Consider the following 25,608-nt stretch of genomic DNA (forward strand, 5'->3'; position numbering starts at 1 on the left):
TCTACTCCGCCGCAATGGTCATTTGGGCCTCGATGCCGTCATCATCGCGCTCATCCTCGATCCCTTCTTCTGGTAGGTCGCCACGATAGGCTTCCTTGCCCATTGCCCGCTCGATGAGAGCGAGTAGTTTCTCCTGACGATCGGCCATAAACGCTTCGAAGTTATCGGCTCGCAGGAAGGCTGGGTTTATGAGATGCGAAGCAAGATAAGTATCAAGATTTTCGAACGAGATCGCGCCCGTCGAGGTTGTGCCCTTTTCAAGGCGAGTCAAATAGGCCGATGGAGCTTCACCGCCAACAATTCGGTTCGTTCGATAGGACAGAGGCGTTTTGTTTATGATCGAGTCAAATATGTCGGGGTTGATCCCTTGTTGGCGGCACCACGCCTGTGGGAATATGTGGTGGATGTCAACGTTCTCGCCAAAAAAAGCTGTATGGTTGAACGCTTGTCCGGAACGAAAATCCCTTGCCCCTTCCTTCATCAGCAGGGCATTTACGCCCTTATAGGCCGCTGAAAGACGCATACGCATCGATTTCAGGCGATCGGAGCGGAATATGGTTTCACTGACCGTAGAAGGCGGCGGCCCGCTTCTAATCCAAATGGGGACTTCTACGAAGTCCTTAGCGACCCGCGTATCGACCGCCGAACCGTATAGTTCGCCAAAAACGCCGTTCCAATACCACTGGATCAGCTTCGCCCGGACAGCTTCATGCTCCCAGGCTTCTCCGATGTCCGCCAGGATGGCGGCCAATGGGATGATTTGCGACTGGTAGGGTAGGTCAAAGATTCTATATATGTGCAGCATGTGCAGAAACTTCGCCGCTGTGAGAAAGCCCCGTTCGGCCTGGGCTTGATATTGCTTATAAGCTGTCAATGGCAGGCCAAGGAGCGCTTGCCGATTTCCTGTGATCTGGGGCAATTCCTTGCCCTGTTTGCCAGCGGCTTCGGCTAACCTCCTACGGTCTCGCGTATGGAATAACGAGATGACTTGCAGAAAGTCGGTGTTCGACACCTCCGCAAGTATCCCCTTCTCAGCATCGGCAAGCCGCACGGCCGAGGCAAGCCGGGTGTGTCGTCCAGTCTCACCCTTGCCTTCACCATACCAGTCCTTGCGCAGCTGGTAGCCTTCGGCCGCATACATCGCCGTAACTAGCTCAAACGCATCAAGTGGTTTGCCGCCGGTGTTGACTTTCTCGAACACCACGCACACTGCTTCTTTGGACGTAGCTAGGTCCAGGGTTATGACCGGAACCTGATACTTAACAAAGTTGTCGATGACGTTCTCTTTAAATTGCCTAATCGTCTCCCATTTTTCAGTGAAGTCGCCTCTTTGCATCGTAAACTCAATGAACTGTTTCTGCCACTCATCCCAATTGAAAACCATTGACACAGGGTAATGCAACGTCTCGAACTCGCGATCGCGGGAGGACAAGTCAATTGCAACCTCCCGTCCGAAGTTTTCGCGAACTATTTTGTCCTCAGGAACGCCAATAATGGCTTCTTCACGGTCAACGGCTTCGTTTAGTGCCTTCTCGATATCGATATAGAACCAACGTTTCACCTTTTTTTTCTTAGGCGTAATGGTTTCGACGACCGAATCTCGAAGCGAAACTTGATAAAGTGAAGTCATTCGTTGTTGGCCATCGAGCAGCAAGGACCTGGGCCTGGCAGACTTGGCCGAATCTGGTGCGCCTTCAATTGGACGAGGCTTGAAATCTACCTCACCACCTGTTTCCAGCGTCATCAAAGCGCCGACGGGAAAGGCGCGCGAAACCGATGAAATCAGGCTCTTAATGCGATCTTCATCCCAGACCCAGCTCCGCTGGAAGTCTGGAAGTTGGAGAATGCCGGAACTGCAATCCTTTAACAGCTCATGAAGATAGTAGGGATTGGTCTTAAATGTAGCTGCCGACATTATACTGGCTCCGATGATTTTGCTGCGTGGCTACCGTTGATCAGCCCCTCTATTAAACCGCGATATTCGTCTTCGATGGCGAATGCATCACGAAACTCGACGAACGCCCATCGACCAAAGGCCTTTAGGTTATTAACTCCCGGCACCCAGAAAGCCTTCATCGTTTCTGCCTTGAGCTGAGCATCGAGACCACGGAACCCCTTAATCTCGACTACGAGGTTAAGCGGGTCCTGGTCACCGCGGCCATCATCCAGCTTGACAATGAAGTCCGGCAGATAGCGGCGTGTCTCACCACCGTTGCTTCGCAGATACGGCACTTCAAATCCGAGACCCTGATTCTTCACATAAGCGAGCGTGGCAGGATGCCGCTCGGCCACGCGGGCAAACTCAGCCTCCCAATCGCTGTCGCAGACGACATAATTGACGTGACATTTATCTGGCGCGGTCGCCCACAAGTTCTCTTTCGACGTGATAAAGCTGACATCGTCCGTAGCGCCGGCTGGATTATATGGGTCGAGCATCGCCTTGATTTGCGCCCCTTCACCGAACTCGTGCGCGATGCCGGCATAAATTAGCGCGACTGCTTTCTCCGCAATTTCTGCATAGGTCAGCATGCCGGTCTTAGTGCCACCCTTTAGCACGAGATACTCTGTCAGCCAGCGGCGAGTGATCGGCTGTATCTGGTTGTAGAGGTGATAAGGGGGAGGCTCATCCCCGTTTCGAAAATAGAGCTCTACAAGCTTCTTCGTCAGGTAGACTGCAACGGTGTTTGGCCGCATTTCATCGAGCGCGTCGGGCGAAATGTCGTGACCTTCGCCGACAAGCCCTTCAAGCCTTACTGTGCAAGGGCCGACCAGTTTGGGGTCGACAATCAACCTCGAATCCTCGCCGAAACGTGCCGAGATACGATCTGGTGGAATTTCGTGGCGGTAGCCCGCTACCCGTGGGATCCGGATTGATAGACGCTCCCTCTCTCTGACGGCAAACACGCGTGTGACCGGCTTCGGAGTTGGTTTATTGACAGCGACGGGTTCTGTAGCGAAGTCGAAGGGGATACCGAGGATGTCGGCATACTCGACGCCAAAAAGCGGATTTCCTTCAGGATCCAATTGATCGCCGAATTCGTATGCCTGTCGCCGAAGCCCGCGGCCGATTACCTGCTCGCACAGAAGCTGTGTGCCAAAGGCGCGCACACCAAGGATATGCGTTACCGTATTGGTGTCCCACCCTTCAGTCAGCATCGATACTGAGATGACGCAGCGTATCTGTTCGCCCAGTCGACCCTTGCGACCCACAGTATTCATTACCTCTCGCAGCAGTTCTGCTTCCGAGATGTTCGACACATCGGCTGCACCTTCGCGCGCGGCCTTTTCCAAGCGGAATTGCTCAATCTCGTCAGCCGCAATTTTGCGAAAATTTTCGCCGAGATTTCCGCCAGCTTCGATCTGCTGGCTGTCAATCAGCAAGGTGTTCATCCGTGGCAGGTGATTGCCGTGCTCATCAAAGTTGCGAAACAACTCGAGATGCCCGCGATGGATGGTCTGGGGTTCGCCTTCCACCTGGCGCGTCCAACCAGAAATCCACTCAAAGACTAATTTTGAACTTGCAGTGTTGTTGCACACGACAATGAACACGGGTGGCACGTCAATGCCCGCGCTCTTCCAGCTCTCAAACTCCTTCTGATAGTGGCTATAAAGTGACCAGAGTGCTGTTTGGAGTTCAGCTGGCATCTTGAGAGGATCGAGGTCGCCAGACTTTCCGGCGCCCTTTTTGGGCATCTTCTTACCAATATGGTCCCAAAGGTTTCTGAATACTGGCATGGGAGAATTGAAAGCATCGTCGGAAACCGGAACGCGCGGGAGTTTGACAATGCCGCATTCAATTGCGTCTACCAGGGAGAAATCCGACACGACCCAAGGGAACAAAGTGCCTTCTTCATAACCGGATCCCCGTAAGAAGAACGGTGTCGCGGAAAGGTCATAGACGGCACGCACACTCACCTTGCGTTTGAGCGCCTCGATGCCGGAGATCCAAAGCCGGGCAGCCTCATTGTTCTCTTTTGCTTCGTCCTTATCTTCCCCTCTTAGTTCGGACTCTTCGTCACTCTCCGGCCGCTCCCGATAGCAATGATGCGCCTCGTCATTGATAACGATAATGTTCTTCAACGCGAGAAGTTCGCCGCAGGCGCGCTGCAGCATCTCTCCTTCCGTCTCCTTCGTCGCGAGCGGTGCGTTCCTCCAGCCGGCGAGAACTGCCCGACCCGTCTTGTTAGTTTCGAGCTTTTCCCGCCGTTGGAACGCGTGATAATTGGAGATAACAATTTTTGCCTTGCGCAGATCGTTCAACATTTCCGGGGGAACAAGGTCGCGCGTTTGATAATAATTGTCCGTATCGGAAGGCAGTAGAACGCGCAGCCGGTCGCGGATGGTGATACCTGGAGCAATTAGCAGAAATCCGCGGGAGAACGTCGCAACGTTACGCTGTCTGGCAGCATTGATTGCCTGCCACGCTATGAGCATTGCCATCACGGTTGTCTTGCCCGCACCTGTAGCAAGCTTCATCGCTACCCGATAAAGATCTGGGTTAGCATCACGATTTGCTTCCTCAATATGTCGAAAAATGTGTGCGTATTGGCGGCGTCCGCGAGCTACCTCTGAGAGCCAAATTACGGTCTCAACCGCCTCAAGCTGGCAGAAAAAGGGACGTGGGCCTTGAAAGTCGTAATGTCTCCAATGTTGCAGAAGATGTTGAGTGACCGGTGTGACTCCCCAGTCGTTCGGATTTGGAAGGTTGCGCCAACTGTCAAGATGCGAGCGTATCTCGTTGATGATCGGAGTTGGATTGTATCCAGCTCCCGAGCTATCTGACACGTCAAGTTCGAGGACGCTCTGCCCTCGCGTGGCTTCGACATTTCGCCGCCTCGCACGCGGCACCGGCGTAACATAGCGCGACGGACGCCGACTTAAGATTGGTGGATGTTCGAGTGGCTGGCCATCATCGCCCAATGCATGATGCCGAGAGGGCTTCAAATAGGGTGAGTTCAAAATCGGATATTCATAAAACGGCTTAGTCATTTCCCCCGCACCCCTTCCAAATCAAATCTGATACAAGTGAGTCTCTAGTTTGATCAGGACATCTGTGGTTTGGCGCATAATTCTGATTGCGGCAAGTGTTCGAATCATTCTTCGCGTCGAAAAACCCTGAACGTTAATAGTGGCGCGTGCAAACGGCCATGCAGCGGTTTATTTTTGTATTCCGATTACTTCGCAATGAGATCAAATATGCATCGCGGGGCTGCTCAAGTTTCGAAGGGAATTAGATCGCCAATATGGGTATCTTGGTCTGAACCCAAAAGAATCTGCAGTATCGCACGCCGGCCCGGAGGCAATCGCTTATGCGAACCCTTATGGACTACAAATCATTCAGATCTTTAGCGTTAGCTTCGGCCACTTGTTCCCAATGTATGCGCTGGATGTCTAGTAGCATTCGTTCAGCCTCCTCCCTTGTATGGAAACTGTAACAGCAGCCATCGTCCTCCACGAACCACGTTCCATTCTCCTCGTCGAACTCGACTCGGGTTGGCGGCGAAATCAGGCGAGGATCAAAACCGGGCATCGCAAATCTCCGTTGTCGTTGTCGGCGGCAGATGGTTTACACCGATTGACATGATACGATTAACACCCTGCTGATGTTAGATTCTCTGCATATCACTTTGGATTCCACAGGTTCAGTAGATTGTTAGCCCAATTGGTGCAGCCAGCTTATCATAGAATTGCCGCGGCGTTATTTTCAGTTGTGCGTTCGCGAGCTTAGGATGTTGATTAAACGAATAGATTTACTGGACGCAGGAGTAAAGGATGGGAACGTCAGCAAGCGCGAACTGTAGCAACTGCGGATACTCGACACACCTTACCCTAGGCGGCGGGATGCTCAATCACATGACCTTCGCAGCGTGGCCCGTGAGATGTGCCAAATGCGAGGCGATAACGACAGCAAATTATAAGAATGCCCCTCTCGTCTGCGAACAGTGTTCGTCAGCCGAAGTATTAGCGATCTCTGATCCGGCCAACTGGTCCGGCGATGGCAGACCCTTAGAAAATTGGGGTAAGCTCGTTTTGACAGATGGTCACTACAGATGTCCAAAATGCGAAACGTTGGAACTACGCTTCAAACACGGCAACTTCAACTGGGACTGATCTGACTACAACGATTTCGTTTCCCAATTCAGATCTGGACTACCCCCAAATTTGGTGCACCTCTACAGGGCTACGAGTGCAGATGCTCACTTCGATAGCTTCTGAGTGACTCGAAGATTCACGCTGGAGAGCTTCGAGGTGTCCGGTGGTGCCCGGGACCATTCATGCCGCGCGAGTCGCTCAGTGACTGGCTATGGCGATTTTCACAGAATTTAGGTGGATGAGGCTCTGTCGCTGGTTTCATTGCCTGGCCGGCGTAGGCATTGCGAATCGTCAGCAGCATTCGACAATGCCAATGGGCGATGAAATTTACTGTGCCACTGACGGCTATCAAGGATCCTACGAAATCAACCGAACTGACTTATGTTCGAAAGACGAGCGAAAAGTCACAACGTCGTCTGAAGAACCGGATAGTGCTCAAGCCGAAAGGGTATGGGTGGATTCGAGGCAAATAATTGCTCTGGCAGCAAAACGCATCCCCATCGCACATGACGAAATATTCTAGGACTTCGATCCGATCCCGACGTGACAATCCAGGTGAGCTATCACCGTTTCAAGCGACAGCTCACCCTGGCAATGGGCAAATGGGCTGAGATCGAATACGCAACGGCGATGTCGAGCAGCTATTGGCACATCTTGTCGTTCAGCAGCTCCTCAAGCGGCTTGAAGAACGCGGCGACTGGTCCGGCGGATAGTTGGCCATATCTTAAAAACAACAGCGCTTGATAGGAATTCATTGCGTCGCCGAAGCGTGGGCGATCAACTGGGATGATGCGACCGCAGACAAAGCCTACCTGGCGTTCTTGGCGCGGCATGTTGATGCGCTCAACCGCAAAGCGCATGTTCTCAGCATCAAGCACCGTTATCGGTGCTTTCGCATTGACAGCCATCTCGACGTCGACGCGATCAAACGCTGGGGGCTGTGCTGTCGCGTGGTCGAGTTGGCTGGCGAGCGCGAGTGCGATAATAGTGAGTCTTACTAGCGTGCGACGGCGGGACAATTTCTGACGAGTCATTCTCAGGCTCCGGGTAAGGGCCGATGAGTAATGAATAGGATGGGGCAGGTGCGGAGCCAAGGATAACTAGGAATAAATTCCAAGCCGCTTAACCCAATCGATCAACGAGATCGACCGCTCTCAAATGTGAATATCGCTGCAACATGCGAAGCTCTTTGTGTCCGGAAATCGTTGCCGTCTCAATGACGTTGAAGCCGCGCTCGAGAAGTCGCGTCACCGCCTCATGACGTAGGTCATGGAAGTGCAAGTTTTGGGACCCGGCGCGTGTGCGCAGATGCTCCCAGGCTTGGCACACCGCTCCTTTCGTCGTGGGAAACACTTTGTCTTGTAAGCATCCATCGCGCAGCCGACGAAACTCATCCAATGCTCGTTTCGACAGCGGCACGTCTCGGCTCTCACCGTTTTTGGTCATGTCCAGATGCACGATCCTGCGTTCAAGGTCCACGTCGTCCCATAAAAGCGACAGCAGTTCGCCCTGACGCATCGCCGTCTCGATCGCGATGATAATCAATGCACGCATATAGGGACTGCGACCCGCGTCAGCCGCGTGCAGAAGTTTCTGTTCTTCGCCGTCTTGCAGACGACGATCGCGTGCTCGCGCTGGAGCAGGGCGCCGTATCATGCGACACGGATTTTGCGGTAAATGCACGCCCCATTCTTTGCGCGCGATATCGATGGCATGGCCAAGAATATTGAGCTCTTTGAGCACCGTAGAACCGGTGACAAGCTTCAAACGCTCGTCACGATAGAGGGCGATGTCGCTGGGGCTGAGAATCGCGAGCGTGCGATAGCAGATGGCGCGTTTCAACATGCCGCCTATACGCGTTGCTTCTGGTTTTGAGCTGCGTTTTGCGGCGGTGATTTCGCGCCGGTAGCGCGTCAGCAGATCATGAACGGTCATCTGTTCAGCCAGCCGCGTATCCGGCATGGATCCGCAACGATCAAGCTCTGCCTCGAGATTGCGCGCCCACTTTTCTGCCTCGCTCTTACTGTCAAAGCTTTTGGCGCGGGGTTGCATGCCCTTGCGTCTGACTTGTCCTTGCCAGCGGCCCCTGAGCTTGCGGATCGTCGCCATGAAGCACCTCCCGAAAATTGTGCTTCTATCGCGTAGGACGCCCCCGTCACCTCGCCAAGGGCGACGGCACACTTTTCCAGGCGTTGCGACGGAGGACGCCGGTCTCGTTCATGACGGGGATAGACGCCGACTTTTATTTCTGTTGTGCTGAGGCAGCCGCAGCGCAGAGACACCGGCATTTGGTCAAGTGTGACGGATTTGTGCCGCAACAGCCTGGAAGTGACTTTCCGAGCACCAAGGCCGTTTCAGCTCTCAATGAAATCAACGACTTCCGCATCCGGATTTGCCGAGAGAGTGCTGTCTTATTTAGGCAGCACTCTCCAATTCGCATCACGCTATTCCAGTGTCACTGCCCAGCGTCAGGTCAGTTCGTGGCTCACATACCACGAGTAGGTATTGGAAATAGAGGCCGATCTTGAGGTTGCAATGGGCGTTCGATTACCATTCCCAGTTAACTATCCATCGCTGCTAATAGTTCGCGATCGTTTTTTGCGTCCACAACTCTAATATCGTTAGCTTTGAATTGTTCCAAAGTCTCACGAAACGCTCTTTCGCGCAGCGAAGACCCGTTAGGGCCCTCAACTGCAAACACGACGTCCGGCGGCAAGATTTTCTTCAAACGGTTGATAGTGAACATCCACTTGTTACCATGGTCGAGAATGCGGGTCGGTTCGTCTTGGCCGAGATATATGGGCTTCAGTATCTTAAGCGGTTTGTCGTTTATGACCTCGACAAACGGAAAATTGGCCGAATAAACGCCATCTGTAAACGACATACGCTTGAAGTTCTGGCCAATCTCGCCAAGTCTTAGAGCGCTCCTGACATGTCGCTCCAAAAGCCCTTCCTTGTATACTGAATTCGCAAAGTTCCGTCGGACATAGTGGTCAAAAAGTTCATCGAGTTTTTCACGAGGGCGTTCGCTCATTGCAAACCGAACCTCGCTGAACCGGATGATTCCTTCTCTATCTTTTGTTAGTGCATGAAAAAGATGGTCGGCATTGTCCGTCAGATCGAACTCGAAACGAGCCTGTCCGTCGCCAGTATGACCTGCCAAATCTCTGATCCGCTTCAACTCCGCGTTGTAGTTTTTGAGAACGCCGCGGATCGTGGCAGGCTCTAGGTTATCGAAGAAACCGGTTAAACGGCTCAAGCGTCGCGTTTCGAGTCTGAAATCGAGATAGCTTAGTCGGGGCGCGACTAAGACGATCCCGATATTCGCGAACTCTTCCGTCTCAACGTGTGGTTGGAAACGGATTATCGCATAGCTTATTGCATGCTTTTTCATGTTTGTTTCCAAAATGCCTGCGCTTGATATCGCTGTAGGGTAACCTCGATTGAGTCGATTGAAATACGGCTCTGGACGCTCAGGGCGTCGTCTTCATAATACCACCGCTCTGGGATGTCACTAACGATGTTCTGCCAATTGGTCAAAGCGTTCTGGAACTTCGCCTTATAGTGAGCTTGGAGGCCGGATGACTCACAGATTTCCTTCAGCGATCCGGCGAAAATATGGCTTTCCAGGAGTGAACGAAGCGTTACCCCTGTGTCAAATGCCAGGTTGTGATCAATAATAAAAGGCTGACTGTTAGTCTCCGACCAAAGAATGTTGGGATTGCCGCCAGCCTCGGTAAGAGTGCGATCACCATTCATTACCCACCAGTCGAAAGCCACGATCTCTCGCTTCAACTCCGCCGGGATTGCGTCAGAATTGAGAACAGATAGTTCGTTTACGTTCATGACCTGTTCAGAGCCGAACAGCGAACCATGGCCCAGGTCTCGCAGGGATTCTTTCCGCCCGATCTCATATAATTCCCGTGGCACTACAACCACGTGAAACGTAGGGATTGGTAGCCCTAAGCGGCGAGCCAGTTGACCTGCCACCCACTCTTTAACAAGTGAGTCATAGCCAGCACCCTTACCTTTCACATAATAAAGCTTGGTGTCGGTTCCACGACAAATGTAGGGCTCTGTGATTCCTTGCTCAGAACGACGAAGCACTTCCTGAATCTCAATTGCCATGGGCCCCACGCCGAACATTATTGATATTGCTTCTAACCAACATGTATCGCTTGTTCTCTTTGCTGGCGAGGCACGTGTTATGCCCTGACTTCAAGTCGCGGGTCCCAGTGCTCTTCTATCATCCACATCGGACTGTTGCCCAAGTGGTCGCGTATTCGCATGATAACGTTCTGATAATTGTCCAGGTCAAATTTTGTCCAAGATGGAATATTGCCTGTCCGTGAACGCTGAATTATCCCTCGCGCGACGAGGCTCGAAAGTAGGATACCGTCTACCGGCGGATGCAGTGCGCTCACTTTTGGATGGAAGTGTTGTCCGCCGCAAACAAAGCGGGCCTTTAGGTAGACGTTTACTAGCTTCGCAGCGATGCCATGACTGATATTCAACCCCAAATGTTCGGCAGTACCACACGCATTTTCGCACCAGACCCGGTGAGAGGCGTCGATCTCAGTGGGGTCCGGCAGAGAATTGGCACTCAAAAAGTTTGCTGCGCCGCAATTTTCAAGGATCAAACTGCCAGAGCAAATATTTAAGCCCGTCCTGCCACGGAACGCCGCCCGACACGCTGACCAAGCGGCAAAACGATGGGCATGCAATTCGATTCCATAAGCTTTATTGTTCATCGTGGGGGTCATGAGGGCCTCAGTTGATCTACAGATTTGCCTTATAGACATCGAGGTAGGTGGCATTTCACTCTTCCTCTTTCAGCAAGAAGTAATAATCGTGATGCACCTGTCTCTAACTCGCGACATCACGCGTGGCTCTGCCCAACCTGAGGTTAAAAGCGCCGCCTCAAGTTGGCAGAGCAAGACGAGTCGGGTGCGCGATGCGAAGATGAGATTGTAGTCGTATACTTCTAGTTCAACGGTAGTCGTGTTTGGCTGGACATTCTCGTAAACGGGAGCGATTTGCAACACTACTCCCGCGGCAAGGCAGGATTCCTAATAAGAGTGTTCAAATTAGTTAACCTTCGAGGACAAATACCCCAAAGGCTTAGGGTGCCAGCAACTTGAAATACTCCCCGGTTTGGTGCTCTAATAAGAAAAAATAGCGCCGGGGGGCGTGCGTGATGCGTATATGCGTTGGGGTCCGCCGACTGTTGTCGGTTCTTTGCTTTTTGACACTCTTCACTACGGCTGGTTTCGCGGCAGAGCGAACCTTTGGGCCGTTCTCAGTTGATGACGGCCGTCCCGATGTCATTGCCTTGAATGGCGAAATCGGCGTTGGCGCAGCGCTTGATTTTCGCCGTGTGCTGCAAGCGGCACCCAACGCCAAACTTTTCGTGTTAAACAGCCCAGGCGGGACAGTGGCGATGGCGCTGCTCATCGCCGATGATGTGCATCAGCGCAATCTTGCGACGTTTATCCCGAAGGGCTCCAGCTGCTATTCCGCCTGTGCCTATATCTTTCTTGCCGGCAATGAGCGCCAGGTCGATGGCGAGCTCGGCGTGCACCAGATCTCGAATGACGATGGCAACCTTGTCAGTGCGCAATATTCCATTTCCGACATTCTTGATGTCCTAAACCGCTTCAATACACCTATTGAAGTTCTTACCGTCATGTTCAAAACGCCGCCGAAGGACATGCACGTCTTTACGTCAGAGGAGGTTGCGCGTTTTCACATCAATCGTAAGCCGGGAGCGCAAGCGCCCGCTGACGCGGTAAAAACAGCCGAACACGAATTCGAACCTGATGGGGCTGCATCGAGCCCAACGATGCCGGTGGTATTGGCGCCAGCCAGTGTTCCGACGCAGATCACGCCGGACGGCTTGAGCGGCCAAGCCGAGGCGAAACTCTCGGCGATCGAACAATATGCCAAACGGCCGACGCGCATGGCGGTCTATACTGGCCTTGATCTGTTTGGCGATGACATCTCCTCGGTGCGCACCAGCGATGCGGCGCAATGCGCCAGGAGCTGTCTGGCGATGAACGGACAATGCAAGGCATTTACCTTTAACGCCAATCCGCGTGTAGCGCGAGGCCCGAACTGTTTCCTTAAAGCCAGTGAAGGCACCGCTGACGGCAACGCGGTTGCGGTCTCCGGTAAGTTTCTCAGCAGCGCCGATCCGGACCCACAACAGTTCTCGATGGGCACGATCGACCCAAAATTAGCTCTGTTCAAAGATGTGGATTTGCCCGGCGGCGATCTCTCCAGGCGGCCAGCGCAGAAGAACGGCACGCCGCAGCAGTGTCGTTTGGCGTGTGTTGCCGACAACCGCTGCATTGCCTTCACCTTTATCAAGCGCAAAAGCGAGTGTTGGCTGAAGGGCGCGGTCGGCACCCCAATCTACGGCCAGGACATGGTGACGGGGGTGAAAAAGATGCAAACGTTCGCGCCGACCTCGATCATCAGCTTGCAATAGAGCGTTCAGAGCGCCGTTGCGGTTCTGTAGTGCGCGTTTGCGCCGACGGTCCGCCATGAAAATATTAGTTCCATAATGGGGCGTTATGCAACGTGGACCATCGCGGCACTTGAGCGGACGGACGAAGAACCGGCCTGCCTACTCGCTGTTTAATTGTCCAGCCCTCAGCTTGAAGTTATCTCGACGACGCTCTGCAGCTCAGGCACATATTCAGGGCGAGTCCCAACAAATAGCTGACGACGCGGGCGTTCGCTAAGAGTCGTTTGACGTAGCCTTTGATGACTGTGAGCTCCAAATGATCCCTACCGTAGGATTCTTGAATTGAACTCATAGCATGTTGCAGTCTGAAGCCGATTATCGGCATTTTCAAACGGTCATTTACTGACAGCTTCCGACATTGAACACGTGTGGATTTAAAAGATCGAACCGGCTAGAAATCGCATGACGATTGGAACCATGGAATTCAAGCATGAACAACGCCTACGCTGCTCTAGATAGCCTACTTGACCCTTCCATTGAGGATATCATCGGAATTGTTGCCGAGTGCAATCAGCTATCGAGCGCCGACCTCATCGACAGGTCTCGCAAACCGCACATAGTAGAGGCTCGCGATGACGCAATCGCCGAGGCGTATGTGAGGCTGCGCGGAACGTCCTTGACCGATATTGGAATAGCATTTGGCAGCAGGAACTATGCAGCAATCAAGAAATCACTGATGCGGCGTGATCTTGAAGTGCCGGTGTCAGGCATCATTGATCGGGAGGCTGTAGCTACTGACTGCAGGGGAGGGATGTCCATCGAGGACATAGCGCATAAACATCACTGCTCACGCTGGAGCGTCCGGAAAATCCTCTATGAGGCCAAGGTTCCAGTTAAGAAAACCCTGGCCTCAGAAGCCACTTAAAATTTCAGCTTCGCGGAGACGGACAGAGCCGACACGAAGTCGTCGCCAAACTCATAGGCAGCGTCTACGCCGCAAGCTTGATTGCCCTCGCAAGCTGTTGGACCGTAGCTGCCCGAGGACAACATGCCCACCGCAGCGCCGGCCTGGAGTTGCCAAGATTTGTTCGGCTGGTATTGAGCGCCGACTGAAAGCAGGTAGGTGTCGGTCTGTGTGGTCAAGCCAGTTGATGTGCCCCGATCCCAGCTGATTTGAGCAGCGCCACTCCATTTTGGAGTAAACTGATGGCCAATGCCGGCCATAACATACCAACCGTCCTGGAACATCAGATCGAGAGATGTGAGGCGGAATGGAGAGCTAGGGTTGCATGAGCCTAACGACTTTGTAACCGTGGGGCAGAAGGGGATAACACCGAGGACACTCCAGTCGGTCCACTTGACCGTGCCAAAGGCGAGCCATTCTGGAGCGATACCTGTCTGCCATTTGAACTCAAGCTGCTGCGGCAGGGTTGCTGTGCCATATACGTCTGTGACTGTTCCTAAAAAGGGATTTCTGGCAGACGCAAGCGCTCTCGGGATTTCGGTCAAGTCCACGGTGCCGTTGACCTCGCCGAGGTCAATCTCTGCATTGTAGATAAGGCTGAAGCGCATTTCGTATTCAGGAATCTCATAGGCAACGCCAGCGCGCCAGCCCCAACCATCGCCTTTAATATCGAGTGTTCCGGTGCCATCAAAACCCGGAAACGCTCCGCTTAGTGGAATGAGGCTATTGACCATTCTGGTCTTAAAGCCCTCGATCTCCTGATACGAGACGCCGGCTATGCCTCGAAGGAAGCCCGGACCTACCTGCCATTTGTAGGAACAGGTCAAACCATAATCGTTGCTGGTAATCTCGGTTTCGATGTTGCTGGCGTTACCTTGCCAGGCATAGCCTGGATTGGTGTGAACGCCCCACGGCTGTTGATAGCTCGCCAAACAATCGAACTCTGGCGTGATGCCGACCTTGCCGCTCCAGCGAGGGACATTGTATGAAGGGGTCTCGTCTACACTCGTGCTTCCGAAGCCTGGCCCATTGCTAGGATCGGTATCGCGCGCATTCTTGATTCGGCGCTCCGGCATGACATGAGTGACGCCTGCATCGGTCGCAACTGTTCCGTTGTTAAATAGAAGATCCCAACTGTATCCACCGCGCTCAAGCCCACCCGCCTGCGCACCGGAGGCGACGCTCGTAAGAAGTAGAGCGCCGCCGGCGATTGTAGATATTGTTCTATTCATTAAGCCCTCCCAAAAACCCCTGCACTTGCGTCCAAACTCGGGTCAATTCGTTACCATTACGTATAGGTAACGAAGCCGTGATAGCGCGCAACTCGTTTCAAGAGGCTCTAACTCGGGAGGTCCATTAGATCGAAACGCCTATACTAGAGAATTTCGAGGATTTTAGGCTTCGGAAGTGTGCGATTCGGCAGATTAGGCGATCAAACGGGGCTAAAAAGGGCATTATTTAGGGTAAAATGCCCCATTGTTGCGCAAATGCAACGTGGTCCGAAAATGTCCGAAATGAGACACCAGGTCGGCAAAAATATGGTGATAATCCGTTCGGATTAGGAATCATCGGACTCTATCGCGGGATTTCCTCGGTCTCACGCTCGGGATCGAGGGAACATTAGGAACAGCGAACCGCAGTCGAGGTCACGCAAATGACTAACCTTGCTGCAGTCGATCCTCGCGGTCATGCAAATGCCGGCTCGGCGGTGGGTCATATGGGGCCAGTTAACCTCGCTATGAGCAAATGGACGTCGATAGAAAACGGCCACCCCTAGAAGGCTGGAAGTTGCACGATTGAGATTCCAAAAAAGATATAGGCACCAATAGCCGTTGCGATCGCAATAACGATCAGCATAGCCCCATCTGTCAACTCAAACATTTTGACCCCCCTTTTTTTGTTTTTCTCCAGTCTAGCAAATTTCGCCTCAGTTGGATGCATATCAACACGGGCTAATCACGCTGAGTTAAGGCTTCACTAGGGCGGGTTTCCATAAAAATACCTGGATGGTTCTTTCGAGAGTTTGAGCGAGAATCGCAGCCGGTGGATAGTGCCATTGGCTCGAGGATTCGCGGTGGCGAGCTTTGACGAGCGAGGTAGTGTCGAACACCGCCCACGGCACGGGAATCACTCAGTGACTCGCTATGGCGATTTTCACACAATTTAGGTGGATGAAGCTCTGTCGCTGGTTTCATTGTCTGGCCGGCATGGGCATGTTGCGAATCGACAGCAGCATCCGACAAGGCCAATGGGCGATGAAATTCACTGTGCCACTTACGGCAATCAAGGATCCCACGAAATCAACTGAACTCACTTATGTTCAGAAATCCATCGACAAGGCCCAACGTCGCCTAAAGAACCGGATAGTCCTTGAACCGGAGATTTCTCTCTCGGATTTTAAGTGCAAAGCCGTGATTGATTGGGTCGACGTCATTCTACGAGTGAAAAGAGACACACAGTTTCAATGGATCAAGAAAGAGATAGACGACGCGACTGGCCAAAATGTCCACATAGAGGTGCTTAATGAAAGGGCCGGCCGCGTTTCATCTGAGTTTGAGGTCCGTATTCAAGACGCTGATCTACGAATCGTCCAACGAGCTGTCGATGCCGTCGAAGCAAAATTCGGGCTGAATGGCGATCCAGTCGTCCAGGCAATCGAGATAAGTGTCGACTTCACCCCGAAGTCTCCGTCCCAGCAGCTTCGCTCAAAACTGGTTGGAGTCATGATCCGCCATTTTATGCCAACCCGGGATATTATCTCCTACAGACGAGACCGTCCAAGATACTCATGGGGACGACGTTCAGATGGCAACACGCGGGCAGTCTTGCCGTGGCCGAAAGACCCCTGCGTGATGGATCAGTCGCTGGTCTGTATCGATAGTGATTTGCCCGCTCACATAGACGCAACCTTTTATCTAGGCGAAGACGGTAGCGATTGCAGTTGGCGTATCATGGACAAGATCCTCGACCGGCAGAATCCAAGTGATGGGAGTAGGGCCGTCCTTGCGGAGGCCGACAGGCGAGTCCGCATAGAGGTAACTCTGAGGGGGCAATACATCGGAAAGCTAGGGCTCGAACGGCTCGATGATCTGAAAAGGTATTCCTTCACTAAGATGCAAGGCGATTTTTTTCGCTTCATGCTTCCCACGTTTGAAGATACGTCTCGAATGATGTCGGGGACATCGCGAGCGGTTTGGACCCATTTCGAACGCCTGCGACGTATGAAGTTTCTCAATACCGGCGTCCTCGGACTAAATGCATATGACGACGCCAGGAAACGCATTGTGAGGCCTGTTCGGAATATGGTGCGCCGCGATCTGAAGAAACGAGGGCATACTCTCAGTCTAAAGCCAAGAGTGGGTGACGGCATCGCTGGGACAGGTGTGGCCTACAAGGACCTGAACAAGAGGGTTGAAGCAGCACTGAGGGAGCTGAGGGATAGGATGCTTCGTTAAGCTCCAACCACACCTACAGGAACAAGTTATTAGGCTTCTCCCGCCAGGACATGAGGGCGCCTCGCACCCACGGGGTGCCACTCGTTAGCTACTCCCAACACATTGTGGGAAAAACATGCGCGACTATCGCATTAGACCGATCGACCGGATTCTTCAGAGGACGATTGGCAGGTCCCGGATTTTGGTGACGGGGTGGTCGAGCGCCGCTGTCGTCTTCACGATCGCGTTGTCGATGATCTGGATACTGAGTGCAAGTTCGCCCCAACTGCAGTAGTTTCATAGCTGACGGATGAGGAGACAGATTTGCTTTTCAGAGAGAACCCGAAAGCCTTCATGGATATTATTCGCAACCATGATGCTGGTGCGCGACTCAACAACCTGAAAGCGTTTGAGGATCTGATCCTATGCGAGGTCATACGTCACGGAATATTCCGAAAGCCCGAAGACTTATCCAATCTCAAATCTGTCTATGATCGATTCTTGAAAAGGACCCCGATCGATGACCGGAAGAGAATTTACGCAGCTGTTGTGGAATTGGTTGGCTTTCTAGGTGGGGCGACGGCAGTTGCATTCAATCCGTTTATGCTGCTCGATACAGATCTGGGAATAGTCTCAACGGCGACTATAGATTACGCAAGTCTAGGGGAGTTGATTGACGGCGATCCTATGACGCGTCCGCGGGACATCGTGAACATGATTACCAACGGCACGCCTAGAAATCCCGCCGCAGTCGTCGGAGGCCTCCTCAGCTTGGGCGATCCAAGGGTTTGCGCTCTGGTGGCTCCCATTCGCCATCATCTCCAGGAAAGTGAGATAGAAACGGTATCGAAGGTCTATACCGGAATAACCTACAAATGCGTTGTGGACTTCTACCTGGATTGGTTGCAGGACCTCCGTTCGGACGAAGGCATTTTTGGCCATGTCGCAGCTGGTCTTTATCGACTTGGAAACTCGCGAATTGCTCCTAGCATTGTCGACGGTTTGCGACCATTTCCCTTTAATGACAGCGCCGCGCAGTCCAGTGTGCGCGCGATCGAACCTTCGCATTTTGCTGAATCTATCTCACCAAGGCTTTACGCATTGGAAGCCAATGAGCGTGCTCCAAAGGTCATCCCACACGTGATTATGGCTTTTGGCCTGACGCCAAAATCATCGCCGGAATCGTGGATGATGAAGGGATAGCGAATTGTTTGCGATGTGATCGATGTTGTGAACCGGCCAAACAAGCCACCTTTCAAACCAGGACTAGCGGGAGCAGAGGGCCTTGCTTGCCAGATAATGGGCAAAGCCCGTCGAAGTCACGCCTTAATTTCGCCATAAAGTAACGGCATACATGTAACCGTTACCAGATAAGGACGTTAGTATGGCGCTCACCCCCACAGAGAAACAACGGAGATACAGGGAACGGCTGAAAAAGAGCCGTGCGCTCGCCACTGATACAACGAGCGGCGATTTTCGAAGGCCCTTTTCTCAGTGGCTTGCCTCGAACGATGAGAACTGGGACGGCTTTGTTTTGCCGCTAGATATCGCCGGAATGGTAGCTCCAGAGTTTGCAGAGGACGGTGACCCGGTGTCTGCGAGCGGCGAGGTGATCCCTCAAACGTATCGCGGACGACAGGGTTCACTAGGCCGTGCGGAGATCACGATCGAAATGCTGTTGGAAGCGGCCCGTGCCATGGCGGAACACGTCAACGCTTATAAGCGAGATGAGTTAGGTGCACGGATCGAAGAAATGGAAGGCGCCGATTTTACTGATCCAGCAGCCAAAAAAGATGCGTTAGCCGATTTCGTCCGGCTAACCATGGCACGCGACCGGCTTGACAAGCAGGTCCGTTACACTCTGCCCGAATGGAAGGTGGGCGACGAGTAATAGCCCAAAAGCAAACGGCGCGACCGAGGCCGCGCCGCTATTGAATGCCGGTGTCTCACCACCGGAATCCTGAGTGTCATCAATCCTAGAAAGGGAAACTAAATGACAAAGTATAATAACACGCCGCTGGTTTTCACGGCAAGGACGAAAACCGACGACAATTACGAGCCCTCTAACTGGATACGAAGGGAAATCTTGAAACCTCAGTATCATGAAGCAGGCCATGCGGTTGTGGCGCGCCTGACAGGGTTCAGGGTCGAGTGGGTATCTATAGATCCTGCCTTTATTGATAACAACGCTATTGCGATTGAAAATATGTGCACGGGGTTCGGACCAGTTTGCATGACTATTTCGTCAGATAGGCTCAATCCAATAGTCAATCCTATCGGCGGTTTGCCCCGTCGCGGCATTCGGACCAAGGAAGACCGGGAGACGATTATTGGCTACGTCATTCACGTTCTGGCGGGACCATATGTTGAGAGGGAAATAGACAGCGCGAGTTTCGACAGGACTGTTTGCGAGCGCGATTTTGGGCAAGTGGCCATGATACTTAGTCTAGCAGAGCCGAATAGATCGGCGAGAAAGAAGCTGCTGAACGTTGCACACCGGAGATTGAACAAGATGCTAGATGATCATTGGGCATCAATCCAGAATGTGGCGCGTGCATTGCATATTCATCGCACCCTATTCGGCCATCAAATTGACGCCATTATGAGTGGCGTCGAATTACCGGAGGCGGCGTAATGTCGAGTGTCAAGATTGACCGCTTGAGCCCGAAGCTTCGAGTAGCATATCGATCGCGCAAAGCTCTTAGTGATGCAGCAGTCGAAAACGGAATCCGCAGAGCAGAAATTCAAAAGCGGATTAAAACGCTTCAGCAAATGGCACTATTCGCTGCAGAGAAAGATCCGCAGAAAGCGGAGAGCTACGCCGATTGCGGAGGATATCTCACAGGTTATGTCCAAGCGGTTGAAGGCTGGGACGATGACGAGGTTTATTTCATCGAATCTGTCCCGCACCAAATACACGAGTGAACCGACGCAGGAGAAGGAGAAGCGGATAAGGCAAAGTTCGAAAGCTCCAAGATTCCCAAGACAACTAAAGACCGCTCAGGCGGTCTTTTCATTGCCGAGTAGGTTCCATACAAGCTGCCGACAGTTGCTTTGTAGTTCTCTGTAGGTTGACCACAAAGGCCGGAGTGGAACGAACAAGAAGGAGAGGAAACTAAAGCGAAACCTCACTAATCTCGCTGTCCAAAAACCGCACAGCATTCTGTCGTGCCTGTTCAGCCAGCTCATCCGCTTATGGATCTAGGCCAGTAGTTACTCTCGAATTTGATGCGAGAGAGCCACTCACGTTATCCTTCTACACGTAGTTCTTGATCGGGGATCTCTCTCGGGTGTTTTCCAAGGATACATATTTTTCCTTGTGCACCTTCGGATTTTGCATCGCGGTCTGCGTCCACGCTGATTGTCTCGAGGTTCGCTCAGGATAGCTATCCGATCTATTTAGCTTCACCTGGAGCATCGATCGTGACGGTTCGAGCCCTTGAGCGTTTATGAGTCTTTTGATGATTGCGGAACCCAAGTTGTCAGAATCCTAAAAAGTGATTTGAAGGGTGGTTTTGGCAACTTCATGTAAAGTGCCGACAACTTATTCCGTTTAGTGCCGTTAGTGCATTGACACTGTAAGGACCATGGTTGACGCCTTGACAACTTTTTGGGGCTAGCCGGGGTGGTCTTGGACCGTGTATGTTTACCTTTTGGTTGTCCGGGGAGGCTTTTGACAACTTCTTGAAGGGGAACCGATGTCAGTTCCATCGCCTCAATTACCCTTGGATCATCCGGATCGAGCGCTCTGTTGTGAAGAAGCCATGGAGGCTCGGTTTGATGAGTTGTTCGAAACCGGGGATGTAACCGCGGTCTTCTTCGAGGCACTGGATGCAGGCTGGACTGAGCATGAGGTTCGCCGGGGTCTCCGTGGTCTGATAGCTGCACATGCCGTGGCTCCTTGGCATAGATCCTTAGCAGGGCTTGCCGGCGCCAGGCCAGAGCAGATCTCGATATAGAGCTATAACAAAGGGGTGGGGAATGAGTCGTTTTCTCCTAATTGCTGCCATGGTTGCAGCGAGTGTTCTTCCGGCAAAGGCGACGCCACCCTATTATCGGGGTAATGATCTGGCTCGGGTTTGTGGAGAACCTCGCGGAAGCGACGAAGCCTGTGTCTATTACATCCTTGGTGCTTATGATGGTTTTGAAGAAGCTAGGCGTCAGAAAGGGCTCAAGCCCTGCATAAATGAAGCCGTTCACGCAAACGATATGGCAGCCGTGGTTAGAGGTTATTTGGCAGCTCACTACCGAGAATATGAACTGCCCGCTGCCGTCATCGTGGCTGTCGCCTTTAAGGGAGCATTCTGTCCGGAAAAGTGAGGCCCGTGAGGATAACAGCCACTAGGTAGCAATGCTCTCTTGGCTTCTGCCCCTGGCCAGAATAATGGTGTCGAAAGACATATCCAGGGGTGGAATGGGGAATGAGGCGTGTCTATTGGTTGCTGCCATGGTTGCAGCGAGTGTTTTGCCGGCGAGGGCTGACGGTTTCTATGACGGCAATAAACTCCTAAAGCTGTGCCGTTCTAAGGATTTCGATGAAAGAGGCGTATGCACGGGCTATGTCGTCGCGGCTGCCGATGCCTGGGCGAGCTATCGCATTGTCAACGGAAAGCCTACTTGCCTGCGTCCGAGTGTTACCGTCGGGCAGGTTCAGGATGTTGTGGTGAAGTTCCTTGAGGATAATCCCGGGAACCGAGATATAAATGCCAGCACCATCGCCATACGAGCGCTCTATCTGGCATTCTGCAAACAGGATTAGCCTTTCCGGTCCTTGTCGACCGTGCTGAACACGTTGCCCTTCATGTTCTTGCAGTTGACCCGCGGCGCAGCGGGGGCCTGGTCCTGACCGAGTTGATGTAGGTATCGCCGCCGCATTTCTTACCCAAGGCGATCTCGTTCACCTGGCTCTTGCGGCCGCACTCATTGCAGTAGCGGAGAGGTCTTCGAACCCTCTAAGATCGAGAAGCGCCGGTTATCAGGACCAGGTTCAGATGCTTTGGTCTCACTGTGGAGAACATACTCCTAGGGAGTGAACACAAGTTGTTCGATGAGGATAAAGTGTTGGGCGCTTACTCACGGGGCTTTTCCTTTTCAGAATTCGCTATACAGAGCAATCTGTGGCGGCCCGAAAGAGCCGGAATAACGGGGAAGACTGATTATGGACTGGAAAGAAATGGACAAGCTTGCGCAAGAACATGCGGACAAGTTTGCACCTAAACCGAAATACGAGCCGATAGCTGCCGGTTTAACCGGCGTGCTCGCCTGCCAGGCGGTGATGGTTGTCTTCACTAACTTGGCTGGGCTGGACTTTGAAGCATTCAGTCAGGCTTCCTCTATCACCTCGGTAATCGTCTTTTGCATTCTGTTCTTCTACTTCCGTCATGGAGAGAAGGAGCATTTCAAGGCTTACGAGAAAGAGATGGAATACCTGAAAGAGCAGCACCAGAAAAAAGCTGCCTAGCGTTTACCTCAGCGTCGCGGGTTTTTTCTCCAGTTGAGCCACACAGGACCCTTTGGTTTGCCCAGAAGGTGATCTGGTCGGTTGGTAGCCATGGCACACGCGGCCTTCTGCTGCAGCCTCCAGGAAAGCTAAGGAAGTCAAAGTCGGCTTCTGAGAAATGCAGCCGTGGCGCTACAAGTTTTCTGGGTATGGGTGGACTGGTGAGCAGGGAGTGCTCGGGCAGCAGAAGGCATCCCCATCACATATGACGAAACTTTCTAGGACTTCAAACCTATAACCGTTGTGACAATGCAGGTGATTGGTCACACTCAGCGATTATGCGGGGATTGTGCTGCCAGAAGCGGACGCCGATGCAGAGGACAATCTCCTGAAATCGGTCTACGATCACGGCAACACGTTCTGGAGAACCTCACTCGCTGCGATCCGGGCTCGAGCGGATCTTCACCTCAAAACGCAGCTTGCAGCATAAAAAGGGGCCTTCGGGCCCCTTTCCTCTTTTAGCGATTGAGCGAATTAGGCTTTTCGCGATTTGACGCTCGCGCCCCACTCGTTGATGAGTCCCTGTTTAAAAAGCTCCAATCGCCTTCCGCTCCATTCTTCGCCACTTTCGATATAAGCTCCCCACGCCTTGTCATACAATGCAAGCATTTCCGGATGATTCTTGTCGATCTGCCGTGCGACGTCTAACGATTTCTCCGCCAACTTTAAGGCCACTTGCCGTCTGTGCTCATTGATGCCGATAGCGAGGAAGGAAACGTGGGTAAGCGCTTCCGCCACGTTGCGCCAAAAATCCCTATCAAAGCGAGCGGGAGCGTCAAGCTCCACAGCCAAATGGGCATAAGCTCCAAGCTGCAGTGGATTCATTTCATAGAAAATGGCCATCCACCCCTCTCGCGTCTGAGGCTGATAGAGAGCCTCTTCGTGTGCTGTAGTGATCCGATCTGTCAGAAACGTTTCGCATTCGTCCATTGTCGCCCTCCCGTTGCAAGGGCGTTATATCATGCAAAAAGGGCCCATAAAGAGCCCTTTCTTGTTTTGGCGATGTAGCGAATTAGCTATTTACGGAACGCATTGAGCCGCGCAATGTTCTGCGCCCGCTCCTCCTGGTCAGCTGAAATCAGCCGTGACAGCTCGATATAGTCCTTCGCATTGCCCTGATGATAATCGCCGGTCACGTAGCGCAACCAAGCCTGGTCGCGCCGACGCTCCTCATAAGGGGTCCCATTTCCGCCTTGGCACTATAGCATCCGCGCTCGACTTTTGGGTGTATCGATTCTCCCTTCAGTCAAGTCGACCAATGCAACCGCGCGTTCTATTCATCAAGATAAGCACCGATTTTATCGAGGGAGAGCTTCACTTGGAAATAGATCTGCCAATTCTTGCTGGCAACGATGAGCCTGAAGAAGTGGACGAGGGGAAACTTCCCGCTACAAGAGAATCTGTATGGCAGCTGTATCCAATTCTCGCTCGCACCCACGAACAAATTGAGGAGACGAGGGCCATTCAAAGCTGGATCTTCTACTTCCTAATGCTCAATGGGCTGCTTTTGGCGATCGTGCTTTACATCCTCGTGAATGCGGAATGGGTTCAGCTCAGTCTCCCGCGTTGAGCTTTGACCCTTGGTATGGGTGGATTGGGCGTTTTTTCCCTGTTGGTGCCGGGGTGGGAACAAGTCGTTGCTTGGTATGGGTGGACTGGGGAGCCGGGTTGCTCGGGCAGCAGAAGGCATCCCCATCACAGCTCGTGTTGTTATCTAGGACTTCGATCCGATATCGGCGTGATGAGCTCTATATGAGAGCGAACTTTCTCTTGGGTTGATGAAGGTAGGACTGAAACTAGCAAACCATGGTCATCATCTACTGATGATCAACAATGGTCTTGTGCTCACGGCGGCCTTCCGTTCATGGTGCAGGTCAGGCTGGCAACCGACGGGTCGGAATGAAATCGAATGCGCGACGACGCGTTCAAGTAAAAAAGCTACAGGCCCCATTAAATGGCTGGAAATTTCAGGTTTTCAAAATCTGTATCTCGTGCCCAAGCGAAGACCCGCAACTGTTGCTCACGCAAAAAAGCCACTTCGTCGACTACTTGAAAACCAAGGCGACGCGCGATCTCTACAAAGCCAGCAAGGCTTTCCGGCTCCATTTCACCTGTTTTGATATAGCGCTGGTTGACCACGATTGACGTCAATAGTGGCCATCCTCTTCTGTGTGAGAATTCCAATAGTTCACCCAAATGTTTTCCCATTGACCAATGAACGCGGTTCCAATCCGCTCCGCTCTCGTCAGCGACCATCCTATATCCGAGAAAGCATCCTCCGCGCGCAGATGCAACTATTGCGCCTAGAGTTTTTCCAAAACTCAAGCCATTGCCAATGCGTTTTGCATGTTCTTCTATAGCAGCAAGATATAGCGGATCGTTCGTAGCGCTCTGCCTGCGATGGTTCGCAATCAAATTCTGCAGTTCTTTCAGGGTGAAACTGGATATATCTTTCGTCATTTTAATCTCCATAGTTTGCTATTTGAGGGAAACAGCACGCTTGCTGCCTTACAGTGCCATCGGCGGAGGGGCCCGCCATGGTTCAATTCAACGGTTGCTGCTTTCGATGCTTCCCACCAATTTTTTCCCAGCTCGTATGACGATTTGCTGCAGCGGTGTATGAAATGCCCATCAATTTTGCCACTCCGTAGGGATTCTCGCCCCGGTCGAAAAGTCGGAAACAGACTTCGATTCCTCGTTCGGTAAGAAATTTTCCGTCTTTGTTTTTTGGACTCATTGGGTCCAAATCTCCTGTTTCAATCTCGGCGGCAAAAATCTCACGTAGGCGATCCAAGTTGGCTTGAGCCTCGTTGATGAATTGGAGGATTTTCTTGATTTGCGTATCGGCTAATTGCATCTTGGTTATCCTTCTCCAGATGAACATAGTGATATGTATAACAAAGTTAGCAATAGGAGTAAAGTCAATAAATTTACCAAGGAGGCATTTTCACGAGGCATTCGGGTTTGAGAAGGAAGGTGCGCGTGCGGCCCCGGCTCGCTAGATTTTGTTAAAGGGCGCCAATTTGCATCTGGCTAAACCGTGCTGGGTTCATCGTATGGACGCTGTCTCGGCGACCAGCCGAAAGTTCGATGAGATCAACTGGAGGGTCAATCGAAGAGCCAGTTGCAAAGGTTCGGCTGTTCAGGC

25 protein-coding genes are annotated in these 25,608 nt (G+C 52.4%); 12 read left to right on the plus strand and 13 right to left on the minus strand.

Translation table 11 applies throughout. The features are described from left to right. Position 1 precedes the first annotated feature (1 nt). From C7476_RS01665 to C7476_RS01700, 7 genes are all read right to left on the minus strand, one after another. Positions 2-1,915, minus strand: coding sequence for a GmrSD restriction endonuclease domain-containing protein (locus tag C7476_RS01665; RefSeq protein ID WP_181872316.1), 1,914 nt, complete (start codon positions 1,913-1,915; stop codon positions 2-4). Continuing rightward, the gene (locus C7476_RS01670) at positions 1,915-4,989 is read right to left on the minus strand and encodes a BPTD_3080 family restriction endonuclease (protein ID WP_114428167.1); all 3,075 of its coding nucleotides are present in this window, start codon (positions 4,987-4,989) and stop codon (positions 1,915-1,917) included. The genes C7476_RS01665 and C7476_RS01670 overlap by 1 nt, the downstream gene beginning before the upstream one ends. A 1,745-nt stretch (positions 4,990-6,734) precedes the next feature. Continuing rightward, entirely contained in the window at positions 6,735-7,127 is a 393-nt protein-coding gene (locus C7476_RS01680) for a hypothetical protein (RefSeq protein WP_114428169.1), read from the minus strand. 88 nt (positions 7,128-7,215) lie between these two features. Next, entirely contained in the window at positions 7,216-8,202 is a 987-nt protein-coding gene (locus tag C7476_RS01685) for a site-specific integrase (protein WP_114428170.1), read from the minus strand. Positions 8,203-8,653: 451 nt separating this feature from the next. Further along, complete coding sequence (locus C7476_RS01690; protein WP_114428171.1) at positions 8,654-9,487, minus strand: DUF3037 domain-containing protein; 834 nt, start codon at positions 9,485-9,487, stop codon at positions 8,654-8,656. Next, complete coding sequence (locus C7476_RS01695) at positions 9,484-10,221, minus strand: HipA family kinase (RefSeq protein WP_147274592.1); 738 nt, start codon at positions 10,219-10,221, stop codon at positions 9,484-9,486. Before C7476_RS01695 ends, C7476_RS01690 begins: the two co-directional genes overlap by 4 nt. 77 nt (positions 10,222-10,298) lie before the next feature. After that, positions 10,299-10,844, minus strand: coding sequence for a hypothetical protein (locus C7476_RS01700; RefSeq protein ID WP_147274593.1), 546 nt, complete (start codon positions 10,842-10,844; stop codon positions 10,299-10,301). 689 nt (positions 10,845-11,533) lie between these two features. Here C7476_RS01700 and C7476_RS01710 point away from each other — a divergent pair. Then, positions 11,534-12,583, plus strand: a complete 1,050-nt coding sequence (locus C7476_RS01710) for a PAN domain-containing protein (RefSeq protein ID WP_245426018.1) — start codon at positions 11,534-11,536, stop codon at positions 12,581-12,583. A gap of 175 nt (positions 12,584-12,758) precedes the next feature. On the opposite strand, the gene C7476_RS29315 is transcribed toward C7476_RS01710, so the two are convergent. Continuing rightward, positions 12,759-12,947 (minus strand): plasmid partitioning protein RepB C-terminal domain-containing protein, encoded by a 189-nt coding sequence (locus C7476_RS29315; RefSeq protein WP_425373929.1) that lies wholly within the window; start codon positions 12,945-12,947, stop codon positions 12,759-12,761. Between the two features lie 105 nt (positions 12,948-13,052). Here C7476_RS29315 and C7476_RS01720 point away from each other — a divergent pair, with 105 nt between their 5' ends. After that, positions 13,053-13,487, plus strand: a complete 435-nt coding sequence (locus tag C7476_RS01720) for a helix-turn-helix domain-containing protein (protein WP_114428176.1) — start codon at positions 13,053-13,055, stop codon at positions 13,485-13,487. On the opposite strand, the gene C7476_RS01725 is transcribed toward C7476_RS01720, so the two are convergent. Continuing rightward, on the minus strand, positions 13,484-14,758 hold the full coding sequence (locus tag C7476_RS01725) for an OmpP1/FadL family transporter (protein ID WP_114428177.1): 1,275 nt from the start codon (positions 14,756-14,758) through the stop codon (positions 13,484-13,486). The genes C7476_RS01720 and C7476_RS01725 overlap by 4 nt on opposite strands. Positions 14,759-15,781: 1,023 nt before the next feature. Here C7476_RS01725 and C7476_RS01730 point away from each other — a divergent pair. The 5 genes from C7476_RS01730 to C7476_RS01750 all read left to right on the plus strand — a co-directional run bounded on the left by C7476_RS01730 (position 15,782) and on the right by C7476_RS01750 (position 19,885). Then, entirely contained in the window at positions 15,782-16,981 is a 1,200-nt protein-coding gene (locus C7476_RS01730) for a hypothetical protein (protein ID WP_147274594.1), read from the plus strand. A 303-nt stretch (positions 16,982-17,284) separates the two neighbouring features. Then, positions 17,285-18,163 (plus strand): hypothetical protein, encoded by an 879-nt coding sequence (locus C7476_RS01735; protein ID WP_147274595.1) that lies wholly within the window; start codon positions 17,285-17,287, stop codon positions 18,161-18,163. 181 nt (positions 18,164-18,344) lie between these two features. After that, positions 18,345-18,851, plus strand: coding sequence for a hypothetical protein (locus tag C7476_RS01740; protein ID WP_114428180.1), 507 nt, complete (start codon positions 18,345-18,347; stop codon positions 18,849-18,851). A gap of 102 nt (positions 18,852-18,953) precedes the next feature. Further along, positions 18,954-19,595, plus strand: a complete 642-nt coding sequence (locus C7476_RS01745) for a hypothetical protein (protein ID WP_114428181.1) — start codon at positions 18,954-18,956, stop codon at positions 19,593-19,595. Then, positions 19,595-19,885, plus strand: coding sequence for a hypothetical protein (locus tag C7476_RS01750; protein WP_114428182.1), 291 nt, complete (start codon positions 19,595-19,597; stop codon positions 19,883-19,885). Before C7476_RS01745 ends, C7476_RS01750 begins: the two co-directional genes overlap by 1 nt. Before the next feature lie 794 nt (positions 19,886-20,679). Here the strand turns inward: C7476_RS01750 and C7476_RS28020 are convergent. Then, positions 20,680-20,850, minus strand: a complete 171-nt coding sequence (locus C7476_RS28020) for a hypothetical protein (protein WP_181872317.1) — start codon at positions 20,848-20,850, stop codon at positions 20,680-20,682. Between the two features lie 91 nt (positions 20,851-20,941). On the opposite strand from C7476_RS28020, the gene C7476_RS01760 reads away from it, so the two are divergent. From C7476_RS01760 to C7476_RS28025, 4 genes are all read left to right on the plus strand, one after another. Continuing rightward, on the plus strand, positions 20,942-21,280 hold the full coding sequence (locus C7476_RS01760; protein ID WP_114428184.1) for a Rap1a/Tai family immunity protein: 339 nt from the start codon (positions 20,942-20,944) through the stop codon (positions 21,278-21,280). Between the two features lie 127 nt (positions 21,281-21,407). Next, positions 21,408-21,719, plus strand: coding sequence for a Rap1a/Tai family immunity protein (locus C7476_RS01765; protein ID WP_147274596.1), 312 nt, complete (start codon positions 21,408-21,410; stop codon positions 21,717-21,719). Between the two features lie 399 nt (positions 21,720-22,118). Then, the gene (locus C7476_RS01770) at positions 22,119-22,421 is read left to right on the plus strand and encodes a hypothetical protein (protein WP_114428186.1); all 303 of its coding nucleotides are present in this window, start codon (positions 22,119-22,121) and stop codon (positions 22,419-22,421) included. Between the two features lie 298 nt (positions 22,422-22,719). Then, the gene (locus C7476_RS28025) at positions 22,720-22,890 is read left to right on the plus strand and encodes a hypothetical protein (protein WP_181872318.1); all 171 of its coding nucleotides are present in this window, start codon (positions 22,720-22,722) and stop codon (positions 22,888-22,890) included. A gap of 44 nt (positions 22,891-22,934) precedes the next feature. Here the strand turns inward: C7476_RS28025 and C7476_RS01775 are convergent, their stop codons facing one another. Then, positions 22,935-23,303 carry a hypothetical protein gene (locus C7476_RS01775; protein ID WP_147274597.1) on the minus strand — a complete coding sequence of 123 codons (369 nt, stop codon included), beginning with the start codon at positions 23,301-23,303 and terminating at the stop codon, positions 22,935-22,937. Between the two features lie 475 nt (positions 23,304-23,778). Between C7476_RS01775 and C7476_RS01780 the strand changes: the two genes are divergently transcribed. Continuing rightward, positions 23,779-24,030 carry a hypothetical protein gene (locus tag C7476_RS01780; RefSeq protein WP_147274598.1) on the plus strand — a complete coding sequence of 84 codons (252 nt, stop codon included), beginning with the start codon at positions 23,779-23,781 and terminating at the stop codon, positions 24,028-24,030. Positions 24,031-24,410: 380 nt separating this feature from the next. Here C7476_RS01780 and C7476_RS01785 read toward each other — a convergent pair whose 3' ends face one another. Together C7476_RS01785 and C7476_RS01790 are read right to left on the minus strand one after the other, a co-directional pair. Further along, on the minus strand, positions 24,411-24,920 hold the full coding sequence (locus tag C7476_RS01785; RefSeq protein WP_114428189.1) for a hypothetical protein: 510 nt from the start codon (positions 24,918-24,920) through the stop codon (positions 24,411-24,413). An 82-nt stretch (positions 24,921-25,002) separates the two neighbouring features. Then, positions 25,003-25,317, minus strand: a complete 315-nt coding sequence (locus tag C7476_RS01790) for a hypothetical protein (RefSeq protein WP_114428190.1) — start codon at positions 25,315-25,317, stop codon at positions 25,003-25,005. Positions 25,318-25,608 lie beyond the last annotated feature (291 nt).

The organism is Phyllobacterium bourgognense (assembly GCF_003337575.1).
GTDB classification, from domain to species: domain Bacteria; phylum Pseudomonadota; class Alphaproteobacteria; order Rhizobiales; family Rhizobiaceae; genus Phyllobacterium; species Phyllobacterium bourgognense.

Coding starts and splice junctions, on each gene's coding strand:
- C7476_RS01665 (WP_181872316.1), bottom strand. CDS start 1,915: ATGTCGGCAGCTACATTTAAGACCAATCCCTACTATCTTCATGAGCTG.
- C7476_RS01670 (WP_114428167.1), bottom strand. CDS start 4,989: ATGACTAAGCCGTTTTATGAATATCCGATTTTGAACTCACCCTATTTG.
- C7476_RS01680 (WP_114428169.1), bottom strand. CDS start 7,127: ATGACTCGTCAGAAATTGTCCCGCCGTCGCACGCTAGTAAGACTCACT.
- C7476_RS01685 (WP_114428170.1), bottom strand. CDS start 8,202: ATGGCGACGATCCGCAAGCTCAGGGGCCGCTGGCAAGGACAAGTCAGA.
- C7476_RS01690 (WP_114428171.1), bottom strand. CDS start 9,487: ATGAAAAAGCATGCAATAAGCTATGCGATAATCCGTTTCCAACCACAC.
- C7476_RS01695 (WP_147274592.1), bottom strand. CDS start 10,221: ATGGCAATTGAGATTCAGGAAGTGCTTCGTCGTTCTGAGCAAGGAATC.
- C7476_RS01700 (WP_147274593.1), bottom strand. CDS start 10,844: ATGAACAATAAAGCTTATGGAATCGAATTGCATGCCCATCGTTTTGCC.
- C7476_RS01710 (WP_245426018.1), top strand. CDS start 11,534: ATGGCGCTGCTCATCGCCGATGATGTGCATCAGCGCAATCTTGCGACG.
- C7476_RS29315 (WP_425373929.1), bottom strand. CDS start 12,947: ATGCCGATAATCGGCTTCAGACTGCAACATGCTATGAGTTCAATTCAA.
- C7476_RS01720 (WP_114428176.1), top strand. CDS start 13,053: ATGAACAACGCCTACGCTGCTCTAGATAGCCTACTTGACCCTTCCATT.
- C7476_RS01725 (WP_114428177.1), bottom strand. CDS start 14,758: ATGAATAGAACAATATCTACAATCGCCGGCGGCGCTCTACTTCTTACG.
- C7476_RS01730 (WP_147274594.1), top strand. CDS start 15,782: ATGAAATTCACTGTGCCACTTACGGCAATCAAGGATCCCACGAAATCA.
- C7476_RS01740 (WP_114428180.1), top strand. CDS start 18,345: ATGGCGCTCACCCCCACAGAGAAACAACGGAGATACAGGGAACGGCTG.
- C7476_RS01745 (WP_114428181.1), top strand. CDS start 18,954: ATGACAAAGTATAATAACACGCCGCTGGTTTTCACGGCAAGGACGAAA.
- C7476_RS01750 (WP_114428182.1), top strand. CDS start 19,595: ATGTCGAGTGTCAAGATTGACCGCTTGAGCCCGAAGCTTCGAGTAGCA.
- C7476_RS28020 (WP_181872317.1), bottom strand. CDS start 20,850: ATGTGCAGCTATCAGACCACGGAGACCCCGGCGAACCTCATGCTCAGT.
- C7476_RS01760 (WP_114428184.1), top strand. CDS start 20,942: ATGAGTCGTTTTCTCCTAATTGCTGCCATGGTTGCAGCGAGTGTTCTT.
- C7476_RS01765 (WP_147274596.1), top strand. CDS start 21,408: ATGGTTGCAGCGAGTGTTTTGCCGGCGAGGGCTGACGGTTTCTATGAC.
- C7476_RS01770 (WP_114428186.1), top strand. CDS start 22,119: ATGGACTGGAAAGAAATGGACAAGCTTGCGCAAGAACATGCGGACAAG.
- C7476_RS01775 (WP_147274597.1), bottom strand. CDS start 23,303: ATGGCCATTTTCTATGAAATGAATCCACTGCAGCTTGGAGCTTATGCC.
- C7476_RS01785 (WP_114428189.1), bottom strand. CDS start 24,920: ATGACGAAAGATATATCCAGTTTCACCCTGAAAGAACTGCAGAATTTG.
- C7476_RS01790 (WP_114428190.1), bottom strand. CDS start 25,317: ATGCAATTAGCCGATACGCAAATCAAGAAAATCCTCCAATTCATCAAC.